Below are 13010 nucleotides of genomic sequence, written 5' to 3'. Positions count from 1 at the left end.
ATCATTCTGCCACCCGTTCCAGTTCCCTGCCTTTGTACACATCGTACAAATTCAGGTCGTTCATATGTACATACCCTATATGACAACCGCAGGTGGTATTGGTACAAAGGCGGGGCTTTAAAATCGTGTTGAGCGCGCCTTCGTATATATTACCCAGTTTTTCTTTTATAAAATGGCAACGGTAAATATTGCCATCGCCATCAACACTTATTACGGTATGCCCGGTACGGCAGGCTTTGCCTTCACTTTTGTGGTAAACCATATTGTAAGGAACGTAAGGGTCAACGGCAACCAGGCGTTCGCGTTCTGCTTTGCTGTAATAATCAGCCTGCTTTTTTAAGGCGTTCACCCATAAATATCTTTCCTGGGGCAACAGCGTACGCATAAGCTCTATTTCTTCAATGGTTTCCTTAAACCCAACAATACCCACGCTGTACATAACGCCAAGGGCATCGAGCTGTTTACATTTATCGAGAAAGGCCCGGCGGCTAACCTGACCGGGGTGATAAGTGGCCCATAACGCAATTTTATCTTTATTGGCTTTTTGCAACCACCCAAGGGCACAGCTTAAATTGGTTTGAATGGCCACTTTTTGTACGTTAGGCATCTTGCTCAAATCGACCAGCGCCTGCTGGTAATGTTTTCTAATAAGCCCTTCGCCCCAGGGGGTAAAAAATAGTTTAAACTCGATGTCTTTTTGCTGTTGCACAAACTGTACAAACCGCTCAACCTGTTGTTTGTCGGTGGCCATGGTGGCCCGGGTATCTTTCCGTTTGGCAAACGGGCAATACGGACAGTCGTAATTACAACTCGATAAAACACCGCGGTATAGTATTGACAGGCTCATTGTAATTCAAATTCAGTGATCAGTTGTTTTATGTCTTCTGAATACAGGGCGGGGCCAATAGCATCGGAATAATCAAGCCCGCTTTCAGTAAGCCGCATAATGCCGTTTTTTAAACTGGCCATACCGGCTTTTATTAATTCCTGTAACAAGGGATATTTAAGCAAGGCATCGTGCCCATATAATGTTTGATACCTGTTTACATTAAGCCCGGTACCATGAAGAACTGATTTTATTACGAACCGGCGTTGCTGTTCTTCTTTATTTAATTCTATACCATAATCCACTTCGTTGAAATGGGTTTTGGCAATGTATTTCTCAATGATGGAACGAATGTTTTGCCGGGCCACTGCATATTCAGAAGAATAATGAACCGTATGGGTGTATGATCTTGCTCCAGCGCCCAGGCCTATCATGCCATCTTCCTGACAACTATAACTGCGAACCGCCTGTTTGTGTGGTGTATTGGCTTTGCGAAACATACGCATAGATACCTGATGGTAACCTGCGGCAAGCAGCATTTGTTTTGCCTCGCGGTAAAAAATAAACCGGTTGTCTTCGGGTCCCTGATTGAGTTTGGTAATACCTGTAAGCGGCCTTACATACAAGGGATACATAAATACTTCTTCTGCCTCGTACCTTATTACTTCCTGTACAGAATGCAGCCAGGAACTGAGGGTTTGTCCGTACGCCCCATAAATAAGATCGAGATTGATGGTAGAAAAAGAATATTGTTTTAAAAGATCGAGCGCGGCATATACCTCATTGTTCTTTTGCGGACGTCCCAATGCCTTTACTTCGGGTTCCAAAAAACTCTGCACTCCCATGCTTACCCGATCGATGCCCTGCTCGTTCAGCAGGCCTAATTTTTCGCGGGTAACAGTAGCTGGTGATACTTCAAATGAAGAAGGCATGTGCTCGGGTTTACCACCCAGTTTCCGGATGATGGCAAACAACTTCTCCAACTGATGCGGTTGTAAAAAAGAAGGAGTGCCTCCGCCTACTGCCAGTTGGCCAAAGCTTTGCGGCGCCACCAGGTTGTTAATAGCCAGGGCTTCGCGTTCGAGGGTTTGCAAATAAGCATCCACCATATTGTTTTGCGGATTGGCAATGGTGAACAGGTTGCAAAAACCACAACGCATTTCGCAAAACGGTAAATGAACATATAAAAAGAGGGCGTCTTTTTTTTCTTCCTGCCAAAGCGTTTGTAATTGCAGGTTATTCAACCGGCGGTAGCTGTGTTTGTGCGGGTAAGAGTAAGCATACCCTTCGTAAATATTATCGAAAAGGGTTTTAACCATTGTTTGCTTTTTTCAATACAAATGTGGCCATGGGTACTTCCCATACCGTAGCATGGCCTATACGATGACCGTAATAATTATCTTCTCCATAGGCAGTACCGTGATCGGAACAGATGATGCAAAACGTATCGCGGCCGGTTTGCCGAAAGGCTTCGAACAATGAGGGCAACTCACCATCTACATACTGCAGGGCCGCGCCATGCGATTGCAACGTGTCGGTTTGCGCACCGGGCTGGTAAAAATAGTTAGGCTGATGAATGGCCGAAACATTGATGAACATAAATAGTTGCTCTTGTTGCGCCGCGTTTACCAGTTCAATGGCTTTTTCAAATTGGTTACGGGTTGAAGCCGGATCTGTAACGCCATAGGATGGCTGCCAGTAGCTTTGTTGAAAAAAGGAAGGCAATACCCGCCCAAGTGCCGTTTGTTTGTTAAAGAAGCCTACACCGCCAATGCAAATGGTTTTAAAACCCATGCCGGCGAAACCGCTTACAATATCGGCTGTTTCAAATACCTGGGTATTGGCACCGGTTGTTTCGCTGCCGGCAAAACGGGCAGCAAATAAGCGAGGCGCTTTGGGGTTCAATGCAGGCGTTGGCAAAAAGCCGGCAAAAAGGGCATGATGCGCTGCATACGTAAAATTGCCGGGTGAATGGCATTGCTGCCAGCCATCGGCACAATATTGTTGAAAATTAGGTGTGCCACCATTACTATACAATTCAGCGGCTACATCGTAGCGTAAACTATCGAGTGTAATAAAAAGCACATGCATGCGCTGAACCACCTCGTTCATATTAACTGTTTGCTCCATGCAGTTATTTCAATTATGTTCTTAATGGTGATGGTTGGTTGTATGCCTGTCTTCCCTTCCCTGCCATGCGATACCCAACAGGTGTTCAGACCACATTCATTGGCGGCCTGAATATCGTTATACAGGTTATCGCCTATTACCAGGGCTTTGGATGTATTAAGCTGAAGCTTTTCTACGATAATTTTAAAATATCGTGGGTCGGGTTTTTCAAATTCCATTTCGCCGGAAACAAAGATGGCCTGGGGTTGAAAGAAATTTTCAAGTTGCGCCTGTTGAATTTTGGCGCGTTGTGTTTTGCTTCCGCCATTGGTGGCCAGTACCAGCTGATATTGCGTGCCGAGGGTTTGCAATACCCGTTGTACTGCTAAATCGGGTTCAACGTTCCGGCTGTTGTTTACATGCAGCAGGTGCTGTAATTCATGTGGTGTAACCTTGTTTTGTTTATTACTGTATTCGTGCAATAACCAGGTCGCAAATTCCTGCCGGTTGGTATAACCCCAATTATCGTATTGCATACAGTCGTCAACCGCGGTTTCCAATTGCGTGCCTTTATATCCTTGTGCGCTTAACCATTCATGCACACTCTTCCGCATGGCGGCATTGCGGTCAATAAGGGTATTGTCGAGGTCGAAAATCAGGGTATCGATTCGTTCAATCAGCATAATGTACCTGCTCCTGTTTTTTGATCATGGCCCTGATCTGTGCTTCGTAACAGGTTTCGCCTTCATGCAGCAAACCTGGCAGCAGATCGCCAAATGCATTTACTTCCAATACAACGGTCTTTTTAAGATGGGCAGTGAGCAAAATATCGATGCCCATGTATAGTGATCCCGGGAAACAGGCTGCCGCCTGTTCGGCCAGTTGTTTTATTTCATGGAGTTTATCGGTGCCTATAACAGCAATAAACTCATTCATATTGCCTCTGCGATTACCGAGGTGCAAATTGGTGATCACATTATTGCTGGTCCTTATAACCATATGCCGGGCCCTGCCGCCGATTGTGAGTACGCGCACGTCGAAGTAACGGCCCTGCAAGGTGGCCTTGGGCAACCATTCTTCGGCAAATACCATTTCGGGTATCAGCTGGTTTATAAGGTTGGCTATTTGCTGTTCACTGGTATAAGTGCGAATGTTCAATGAATTGTACAATTGCAATCCGGTTGGGGTTTGCACCATTTCGGCAGAGGTTACCGCCTGCACACGTTCACCGGCTTTGCGAAAAGCAATTACGCCGGAAGCAGAAGAAGCATGTGCCGGTTTGATAAATACTTTATGCAAACCATGAATGCTCATCAGGTCTACCAGTTCGTCGTAATTATTAAAACCCGCCAACCTGTGTGGCACGGGAACATGTTGCTTTTGTAACCAATGCTGGCATTCCGGTTTGTTGAATTGCAGTTGTATCTCCGCCGGCTGGTTCATTACCCATGGCAACTGCTGGTGGTCAATAACGCCCTGCATTTCCTGTAACCAGTTACAATAACCGGTATACCAGGGACGCATATTTTTTATAATGCCAAATTCATCAGGTGCTGAAGTAATGCAGCCGCCTTTTGCTATGAGCATGGAGCGAACGGCATCATTTTCACCCGGTGAATCTATTTTAATAATGTTCTCTTTCGGAATGATTGGCATTTCCTGTGCGCTTAACCAACCGGCATAAGAAATAACCTGGGGCATAGCATACCCCAGTTGCTGAACCGTGTTGCAAAAAGCAGTCACACGACGGTTTTCAGGATTACCTATTATGGTGAAATGCATAAATTCCAAATCTCAAGCTCCAAAAAAGAAATCACAAATTCCAAATCTCAAGCTCCAAAGAATAAAACACAAATTCCAAATCACAAGAACCAAAGAATAAAATCACAAATTCCAAATCTCAAGTTCCAAAGAAATCCCAAATCTCAAATCCTCTTAATAGGCGAACTGAGATTTAGAGCTTGGGTTTTGTATTTTTATTTGGATCTTGGTGCTTGGTTCTTGGAGCTTTTATTTGGATCTTGGAGCTTGGATCTTGGAATTTTTATTTGGATCTTGGAATTTTGTATTTGTATTTTTATTCAGCTACTTCAACATAGCGGTAATCGTCGTCCTCTTCTTCCTTATCATCGAGGTTGATGGAAATGCCTAAACCTTTCAATTGTTCCATCATTGCTTCAGAAAGAAAGTGGTGGCGCAGGTTCAGGTGCTCCAGTTTACGAATGCCTTCGCTTTTTAATAATGCTACAGCGCCTTTATCGGTAAGTGTACCCATCGACAGATCGAGCACTTTGAGTTGTTTTAATACCGGGGCATCTGCTGCGGCAATGGCTATTTCGTCCTGGATAGTGCTATCCATAAGGCCCAGCCAGGTAAGTTTAGGGAACAAGGTTCCCGATAAAATAGGTTTGAAGTCTTCAATGGTTGAATCAAAACCGTAGTTGTCGTCACCCAGCCATATTTCAAGCTTTTGCAGGTTGGGCAGTTTGGCTGCATTTACCTGGTCAATTACATCGGGACGTAAACCGCCGGTCTCAATAATAAGGGTTGTGAGCTTATCATGCGCCAGTTCGCTGAACGATAATCCTTCACCACCTCTTAGTTGCAGGTGCTCCAGTTGGGGGAACGCTTTTAAGATTGGGGTAATATCGGTTTGGTTGATCCAGCTGATCTCACACTCTTCATAAGTTATATCGCCAATGAACAGCGCCTTTAGTTCTTTAAAACTCTCTTTCAGGGCAACCAGTTTATCAACTACTTCATAGGTTGATTCTGATGAATCGGTATTGAACTGGCCAATGATCAGATCTTGTACACCGGCGCTTTGGGGATCGCGTACAAATGCTTCCAGCAGATCGGTAATGGTTACGCTTTCATCGTCATAGTCAACACGCAAACGGTAAACATATTTATCGGGCTCGATAGTGGTGGTGGGCTGATAATTTTGTACAGGTTTGTTAAGAAAGGTTTGTAAAAGCTCTGACACCATAGGAATTTGTTTTTTGTAAAAGTAAGGGTTTTGCTCATTGAACTACAGGCTGACACTAAGTGACAAAAATTAATTTTTGATAAAATCGGACCTGGGCAAAAAAAGAAAGGCGCCGGTATTGGGCGCCTTTTGTTGTGTTCTTTATATTTTCTCTGCTTTGTAACCTGCTTCTTCCAGTTTTTTGATCACGTCTTTTTCTTTGTTTGTTCCATTGGTATTTACCGTTAATACCTTGTCGGGCGATTGCAGGTCAACCTGCCAGTTATTAGCCCCTACTGTTTCATTAAGACCTGGGGTAACGGTGGCTATACAGCCGCTGCATTTGATGGTGGTTTTGAATTTTATTGTTTCCATATACTTGATTTTATAAGTGTGTTGTTTTTAAACGTAAACTATTTGTTACTACCGAAACGGAGCTCAATGCCATGGCGGCCCCGGCGATCATAGGATTTAACAGGAACCCATTGAATGCGTACAATATGCCTGCTGCCAATGGTATGCCTATCAGGTTATAAATAAATGCCCAGAACAGGTTCTGCCTGATGGTGCGCACTGTTTTGCGCGAAAGCACCAGGGCTTTGGGAATAGATTGCAGGTCGGAGGTGATGAGCGTCATTTTGGCCACATCCATAGCAATATCGCTTCCCTTGCCCATGGCTATACTTACATCGGCCTGCGCCAAAGCCTGTGAGTCGTTGATGCCATCGCCAACCATAGCAACCACTTTATTTTGTTGTTGCAGCTTTTTTACAAAATCGGCCTTGCCCGATGGTAACATGCCCGCAACAAATTGGGTAACGCCTGCCGCAGATGCAACGGCCGCCGCCGTTTGTTCATTATCGCCGGTGAGCATGTATACCTCAATACCCATTTGCTGCAACTGCTTTATGGCATTGGGTGAACTGGCTTTTATTTTATCGGCAATGGCAATTATGGCCAGCACCTGCTGCTGATTGGCAAAACAGATGACCGTATTGGCCTGTTGTTGCAAATGTTCAGCCTGTTTCACCAGGGCCGCATCAATTGGGATCTTGTTTTCAATAATGAGTTCTTTATTGCCCACATAATAACGGGTGGCGCCAAATACGCCTGTAACGCCTCTTGCGGTAATGCTTTCAAATTGTTTTATTTCCCCGGCTGTTACCTGGTCCTTTTTCAGTTCCTGGATCACTGCTTCGGCCAGCGGGTGTTCTGATTGTATTTCGAGGCTGTACAAGATCTGCTGCAACTCGCGATCGTTTTCTTTGCCTGGTAACCACACTATTTTTGAAACCACGGGTTTGCCCTCGGTAATGGTGCCGGTTTTATCTAAAATAATGGCATCTACTTTATACGACAATTCAAGGCTTTCGGCGTCTTTGATAAGAATGTTGTTTTCGGCTCCTTTACCAATACCTACCATAATGGCGGTTGGTGTGGCGAGGCCCAATGCACAGGGGCAGGCAATAACCAGCACGGTCACCGATGTGATCAATGCATTGGTAAACGCGTTATCACCTCCGGCCATCATCCATACAATAAAAGTGAGAATGGAGATACCTATAACAACAGGTACAAAAATGCCGGCAATTTTGTCAACCAGTTTTTGTACCGGTGCTTTACTACCCTGCGCTTCCTGCACCATTTTTATTATATGAGCCAGCATGGTATCGTTGCCTACTTTTTGGGCAAGAAATTGAAAACTTCCTTTTTGATTTACGGTACCCGCAAATACCTTATTGTTTTTCTCTTTTTGTACCGGCAATGGCTCACCGGTGATCATGCTTTCATCTACAAAAGAAGCGCCGGTAGTAACAATGCCATCAACGGGTATTTTTTCACCCGGGCGTACGAGAATGATATGGTTAGGCTGCACGGCTGCAACAGGCAGTTCCTGTTCCTTACCATCGATAATTACGCGTACTGTTTTAGGTTGCAGGCCCATCAGTTTTTTGATAGCCGATGAGGTATTTGATTTCGCTTTTTCTTCCAACAATTTCCCCAGTGAAATAAAGGCAATGATCACGGCCGCCGCTTCAAAATATACATGGGGGTGAATGCCGCGTTCATGCCAGAACGCGGGGTTGATGGTATTGAAGGCGCTAAACAAAAAAGCAATACCGGTACTAAGGGTTACCAGCGTATCCATATTGGCTTTACCATGGCGCGCCTGTTTATATGCGTTTATAAAGAACGAACGGCCAAACCAGGCAATTACCGGCAGGGTAAGTAACATGGAAATATAGTTGCCATATGGCATATTCATAAAGAACATGCCTATTATAACTACCGGTAATGATAGAACCGATGCCCAAATGGTGCGTTGTTTTAAAGCGTTGTAATGATCTTGCTGTGCAGCTTCTTTTATTTCGTTGCTGTTGGCTTCATCAATTACCAGGTCGTACCCAATGGAGCGTACGGTTTTTTGCAGGTTTTCGGGTGTAGCCAGCGCCGGATCATATTCAACCCAGGCGCTTTGGTTGGCAAAATTTACCCCTGCGGCTTGTACACCTGCGGCGCTTTTTAACATACTTTCAACACTTACCGCACAGGCGGCACAGGTCATTTCCAAAACAGGGAAGGTTTTCTTTATTGTTGACATATACAGATCCTTTATACAAAGGTGATACTATGTAAACAATCTGTTGTTATACAATAATGAGCATGGTGTATATAATTTTAAGGGGAAGGAAAACAGCTGCAAGCAATACAGGTTTTAGCCTTTAATTAACCTGGTGCACATAAAGCCTAGTCAACCCGTCAACTTGTCAACTCGTCAACTTACTCTTATCTTTGCAACATGCAATTGTATATAAAAAATATGGTGTGTGACCGTTGTATCCTTGTAATAAAGGAACAACTGGATAAGGCAGGCATTGAATATAATAGCGTAAGCTTAGGCGAGGTGCAGCTGAATAATGAACCTACCCCCGAACAGCTGAATAATTTAAATAATAACCTTACTGCTATCGGCTTTGAATTGCTCGACGATAAAAAAGAAAAGCTGGTTGAAAAAATAAAGAACATCATCATTTCCCTTATACATAGAAATGAAGACGGTAACAATAAAAAGTTGTCGGCTATACTTGAAGAAAGATTGCAGTTAGATTATCATTATCTCTCAAACCTTTTTTCTGCAACTGAAGGCAGTACTATTGAAAAATATACCATTCGCCAACGGATAGAGCGGGTAAAGGAATTGTTAACATATAATGAACTAAGCCTGAGCGAAATTGCCTGTCAAATGGAATACAGCAGCGTGCAGCATTTGTCGCAACAGTTTAAAAAAGAAACGGGATTAACGCCTACCCAGTTTCGTGAATTAAAGGAGAATACGCGGAAGCCTATTGATAAGGTTTAGTTGACGAGTTAACAAGTTGACGGGACTCTGTGTGCAGCAGACTGAGTAATAGTTGAAAGGTTGATAGAGGTGATAAAGTTGATAAAGGGAAAACAGTTCTTAGTTCTTAGTTCTTAGTTTTTAGTTTCAGGTCTCAAGTTTCAGGTTACGCGATGGCGTATAGTTTTCAGTTATATTTTGTATTCGCTTTTAGCTTTAAGCTTTCGGCTTTAAGCTGTATTTCACGTTTGCCGTTTCACGATCAGCGAGTCTATAAGATTCGGGTTCATTGCCGATTGCCGATTCACGATTGCCGGAAAGCGCGAGCCTCGAAATTAGGTGAGCCTTTCACGTTTCACGTTTGCCGTTTCACGTTTCACGATTAGCGAGGCCATAAGATTCGGGTTCATTGCCGATTGCCGATTCACGATTGCCGACTTCCATGTTACTAACCTATTTCATCCCCACTCCCTTTTTTTCTTTAAATTAGTATTAAAGAACACAGCAATGAATGACGAACGACGCGCTGAGTTTATAAAAGCGGCCACCTGGTATGGTTCGCTCGATGAAGCGGAGCAAATGCTGGCTTCGCACCCCGATATAGCTACCTGTGATATTCATACGGCATGTATTACCGGTGACGTGGATGCCGTAAAACAATTCCTGGCCGAAGACCCAAGGAATGTTACGGCGGTATCAGAACCATATGGGGCCAATGCACTGGTACATCTTTGTTTCTCCAAATACCTTCGATTTAATAAAGATAAAAGCAATGATTTTATTGCGGCAGCCACTGCCCTGCTCGATGCGGGCGCCGATCCCAATTCGGGCTTTATGGCACAGGGCCCATATCCCGGTTTTGAATCGGCATTGTATGGCGCTGCCGGTGTGAACCAACATGCCACACTAACAAAATTGTTGCTTGAACGGGGCGCCGATCCCAATGATGAAGAAGCGGTTTATCATTCACCCGAAACATATGAGAATGATGCCATGAAAGCAATTGTGGAAACAGGTAAGTTAATAAAGGAAAACCTGTCGGTAATGCTGATACGGAAATTAGACTGGCACGATTACGAAGGCTTGAAGTATATGCTCGATCATGGCGCCGACCCCAATGGAGAAAGAAAAAGGGGCTGGTATGCTTTGCATCATTCGCTGATGCGGGCCAACGGATTACCTTTTATTGAACTGTTGCTCGATCATGGCGCCGATCCCTTATTGATGAAAAATGGGTTTAATGCCATTTCACTGGCTGCCTGTGAAGGCCGGGCCGATGTGCTACAGTTGTTGCGGCAAAGAGGGGTTTCAACCGAACTTACAGGTCTTTATAAATTGATAGAGGCCTGCGCCGAGGCTGATACCAATGCAATCAATACAATAGTGGCCGAAAACACCTACCTGGTGCAGCAATTATTACTGATGGGTGGCGAACTGCTTTCCCGCTTTAGCGTAGGCGGTAATGCGGCCGGGGTACAACAATTATTGAAACTGGGCATACCCGCCGATGCGCCCTATAGAATGGGCGATGGATATTATGAAATTCCCACCTCGAGCCTGGCCATTCATGTTGCCGCCTGGCGCGGCTTCCCTGCTATTGTTCAAATATTGATCGAGGCAGGTTCGCCTGTTGATGTGCCCGATAAACATGGGCATACGCCACTTGCCCTGGCCGTAAAAGCCTGTGTAGATTCCTATTGGACATTAAGACGTTCGCCCGATTCGGTAAAGGCATTGCTGGCCGCCGGCGCCTCCCCTAAGCAAATACCATTACCAACAGGGTACGACGAAATTGATGTACTTTTAAAGGCTGCCAGTGAATAAAAAAACAATTTGTATATTTGCAGCCTCTTCCACGAATATTCGTTTAATGTAGTAGATAATTTCTTTCAGATAATAACATACAGCATCCGCAACGCGGAAAATTTTCTATTGTTAACTACTTGAAGAAAGGAATTATATGCTTATTCTGCAGCATCTGTCATACCTGCATCCCAACAGGGAGCTTTTATTTGATAATATTGATCTTACTGTAAACAATCGCGATAAAATTGCCCTTATTGGTAATAATGGCGCCGGCAAATCTACGCTGTTAAGGATCATTGCGGGTGAACTGGAACCGCATGAAGGAAAGGTTATTTACGATACGCCGCCTTATTATATACCCCAGTTGTTTGGGCAGTTTAATGAGCTTACCATAGCCCAGGCATTACGCATTGATACCAAACTGGCTGCCTTGAAAGAGATACTGGATGGAAAAGTAACTGAACATAATCTCTCCCTGCTAAATGACGACTGGACAATTGAAGAACGATGCCAGGAAGCGCTGCAATACTGGCAATTGCAGGAGCATGACCTTTCGCAAAAAATGTCGGAGTTAAGTGGCGGACAAAAAACAAAGGTCTTTTTGGCCGGCATTCATATTCATCAGCCACGGTTGGTTTTACTCGATGAGCCCAGCAATCACCTCGATACAGCCGGCAGGGAATTGTTATATCAATACATTGAAGAAACCTCCGATACGCTGATAGTGGTTAGCCATGATAGAAAACTGTTGAACCTGTTGAATACGGTTTGTGAATTAAGCAAACGCGGGCTCGTTGTATATGGCGGTAATTATGATTTTTATTATGAGCAAAAGCAAATTGCCGGCAATGCGTTGAGCCAGGATATTCAAAGTAAGGAAAAAGCTTTGCGCAAGGCTAAAGAGAAGGAACGCGAAACCATGGAACGGCAACAAAAGCTCGATGCCCGGGGTAAACGTAAACAAGAGAAATCTGGTGTTGCCCGTATTATGATGAATACGCTTCGTAATAGTGCCGAGAACAGTACCGCAAAAGCCAAAAGCACTCATGCTGAAAAGATCGACGGTATTTCAGGTGAACTACAGGCGCTGCGTAATGAATTACCCGATATTGATAAAATGAAGTTCGGCTTCGATAATACTGCTTTGCATAAAGGCAAGGTGTTGTTTACGGCAACCGGCATCAATCACAGTTATAATAAGGGTAAACCTATATGGCAGCACAACCTCGACTTACAAATAACCAGCGGTGAGCGTATTGCCATCAGGGGTTTGAATGGTTCGGGAAAGTCAACGCTGATCAAATTTATTTTAGGCGACCTTGAACCCACCACCGGGGCCGTGCAGCGGGCCGATAATAACTATGTTTATATTGATCAGGATTATTCATTGATCAATAATACACTCAGTGTTTACGAACAGGCTCAACAATATAACAAAACGGGTTTGCAGGAGCATGAGATCAAGATCAGGCTGACGCGTTTTTTGTTCACAAAAGAAGACTGGGACAAACCTTGTATTGCGCTAAGTGGTGGCGAGCGTATGCGGTTGATACTTTGCTGTCTTACCATTGGTAACCAGGCCCCCGATATCATTGTGCTGGATGAGCCAACCAATAACCTGGATATTCAAAACATAGAGATCTTAACAGCGGCTATCAATGATTATGAAGGCACGCTGATAGTCGTTTCGCACGATGAACATTTTATAGCGCAGGTAAATGTTGAACGTATTGTTGACATATAATCATGTAATTGAATTGTATATCGGACAATAAACACTGCTAATGTAGCACTAGCCTGGAATATAAATTTATTGATCGAGGTCACTTTTTTAAAAAATGACCCTTAATCATTTGTTACAAAAACACTTAAAGTGATAATACTTATTAGAATTCTTTAGTAACATTTTACTAATTGTAGAAAAGGCTTTGCTTTATATTTATTACTTATTATATTTGAAA

At 44.0% G+C, this 13010-nt stretch carries 11 protein-coding genes; 3 read left to right on the top strand and 8 right to left on the bottom strand.

Going from position 1 to position 13010, the window contains the following annotated elements; all coding sequences use genetic code 11:
* Position 1: 1 nt before the first annotated feature.
* The 8 genes from GGD38_RS10730 to GGD38_RS10695 all read right to left on the bottom strand — a co-directional run bounded on the left by GGD38_RS10730 (position 2) and on the right by GGD38_RS10695 (position 8505).
* Positions 2-847 carry an STM4011 family radical SAM protein gene (locus GGD38_RS10730; RefSeq protein WP_375300865.1) on the bottom strand — a complete coding sequence of 282 codons (846 nt, stop codon included), beginning with the start codon at positions 845-847 and terminating at the stop codon, positions 2-4.
* Positions 844-2145 (bottom strand): STM4012 family radical SAM protein, encoded by a 1302-nt coding sequence (locus GGD38_RS10725; protein ID WP_375300866.1) that lies wholly within the window; start codon positions 2143-2145, stop codon positions 844-846. Before GGD38_RS10725 ends, GGD38_RS10730 begins: the two co-directional genes overlap by 4 nt.
* Entirely contained in the window at positions 2138-2938 is an 801-nt protein-coding gene (locus GGD38_RS10720) for an STM4013/SEN3800 family hydrolase (protein WP_375300867.1), read from the bottom strand. The genes GGD38_RS10725 and GGD38_RS10720 overlap by 8 nt, the downstream gene beginning before the upstream one ends.
* Entirely contained in the window at positions 2935-3618 is a 684-nt protein-coding gene (locus tag GGD38_RS10715; RefSeq protein WP_375300868.1) for an HAD family hydrolase, read from the bottom strand. The genes GGD38_RS10720 and GGD38_RS10715 overlap by 4 nt, the downstream gene beginning before the upstream one ends.
* Positions 3608-4717 (bottom strand): STM4014 family protein, encoded by a 1110-nt coding sequence (locus GGD38_RS10710; protein WP_375300869.1) that lies wholly within the window; start codon positions 4715-4717, stop codon positions 3608-3610. Before GGD38_RS10710 ends, GGD38_RS10715 begins: the two co-directional genes overlap by 11 nt.
* A gap of 295 nt (positions 4718-5012) precedes the next feature.
* The gene (locus GGD38_RS10705) at positions 5013-5924 is read right to left on the bottom strand and encodes an STM4015 family protein (protein WP_375300870.1); all 912 of its coding nucleotides are present in this window, start codon (positions 5922-5924) and stop codon (positions 5013-5015) included.
* Between the two features lie 141 nt (positions 5925-6065).
* The gene (locus GGD38_RS10700) at positions 6066-6278 is read right to left on the bottom strand and encodes a heavy-metal-associated domain-containing protein (protein ID WP_375300871.1); all 213 of its coding nucleotides are present in this window, start codon (positions 6276-6278) and stop codon (positions 6066-6068) included.
* Positions 6279-6288: 10 nt separating this feature from the next.
* On the bottom strand, positions 6289-8505 hold the full coding sequence (locus GGD38_RS10695) for a heavy metal translocating P-type ATPase (protein WP_375300872.1): 2217 nt from the start codon (positions 8503-8505) through the stop codon (positions 6289-6291).
* 198 nt (positions 8506-8703) lie between these two features.
* On the opposite strand from GGD38_RS10695, the gene GGD38_RS10690 reads away from it, so the two are divergent.
* The 3 genes from GGD38_RS10690 to GGD38_RS10680 all read left to right on the top strand — a co-directional run bounded on the left by GGD38_RS10690 (position 8704) and on the right by GGD38_RS10680 (position 12793).
* The gene (locus GGD38_RS10690) at positions 8704-9264 is read left to right on the top strand and encodes a helix-turn-helix domain-containing protein (RefSeq protein WP_375300873.1); all 561 of its coding nucleotides are present in this window, start codon (positions 8704-8706) and stop codon (positions 9262-9264) included.
* 486 nt (positions 9265-9750) lie between these two features.
* The gene (locus GGD38_RS10685) at positions 9751-11067 is read left to right on the top strand and encodes an ankyrin repeat domain-containing protein (RefSeq protein ID WP_375300874.1); all 1317 of its coding nucleotides are present in this window, start codon (positions 9751-9753) and stop codon (positions 11065-11067) included.
* Positions 11068-11203: 136 nt separating this feature from the next.
* Positions 11204-12793, top strand: coding sequence for an ABC-F family ATP-binding cassette domain-containing protein (locus GGD38_RS10680; protein WP_375300875.1), 1590 nt, complete (start codon positions 11204-11206; stop codon positions 12791-12793).
* Positions 12794-13010 lie beyond the last annotated feature (217 nt).

It is taken from the genome of Niastella sp. OAS944 (assembly GCA_024809215.1).
Taxonomy (GTDB): Bacteria; Bacteroidota; Bacteroidia; order Chitinophagales; family Chitinophagaceae; genus Niastella.
This window is presented reverse-complemented; position numbering and strand designations above follow the sequence as displayed.

Excerpts from the sequence above, each read along its gene's own strand:
- GGD38_RS10730 (WP_375300865.1), bottom strand. The coding sequence starts at position 847 with ATGAGCCTGTCAATACTATACCGCGGTGTTTTATCGAGTTGTAATTAC.
- GGD38_RS10725 (WP_375300866.1), bottom strand. The coding sequence starts at position 2,145 with ATGGTTAAAACCCTTTTCGATAATATTTACGAAGGGTATGCTTACTCT.
- GGD38_RS10720 (WP_375300867.1), bottom strand. The coding sequence starts at position 2,938 with ATGAACGAGGTGGTTCAGCGCATGCATGTGCTTTTTATTACACTCGAT.
- GGD38_RS10715 (WP_375300868.1), bottom strand. The coding sequence starts at position 3,618 with ATGCTGATTGAACGAATCGATACCCTGATTTTCGACCTCGACAATACC.
- GGD38_RS10710 (WP_375300869.1), bottom strand. The coding sequence starts at position 4,717 with ATGCATTTCACCATAATAGGTAATCCTGAAAACCGTCGTGTGACTGCT.
- GGD38_RS10705 (WP_375300870.1), bottom strand. The coding sequence starts at position 5,924 with ATGGTGTCAGAGCTTTTACAAACCTTTCTTAACAAACCTGTACAAAAT.
- GGD38_RS10700 (WP_375300871.1), bottom strand. The coding sequence starts at position 6,278 with ATGGAAACAATAAAATTCAAAACCACCATCAAATGCAGCGGCTGTATA.
- GGD38_RS10695 (WP_375300872.1), bottom strand. The coding sequence starts at position 8,505 with ATGTCAACAATAAAGAAAACCTTCCCTGTTTTGGAAATGACCTGTGCC.
- GGD38_RS10690 (WP_375300873.1), top strand. The coding sequence starts at position 8,704 with ATGCAATTGTATATAAAAAATATGGTGTGTGACCGTTGTATCCTTGTA.
- GGD38_RS10685 (WP_375300874.1), top strand. The coding sequence starts at position 9,751 with ATGAATGACGAACGACGCGCTGAGTTTATAAAAGCGGCCACCTGGTAT.
- GGD38_RS10680 (WP_375300875.1), top strand. The coding sequence starts at position 11,204 with ATGCTTATTCTGCAGCATCTGTCATACCTGCATCCCAACAGGGAGCTT.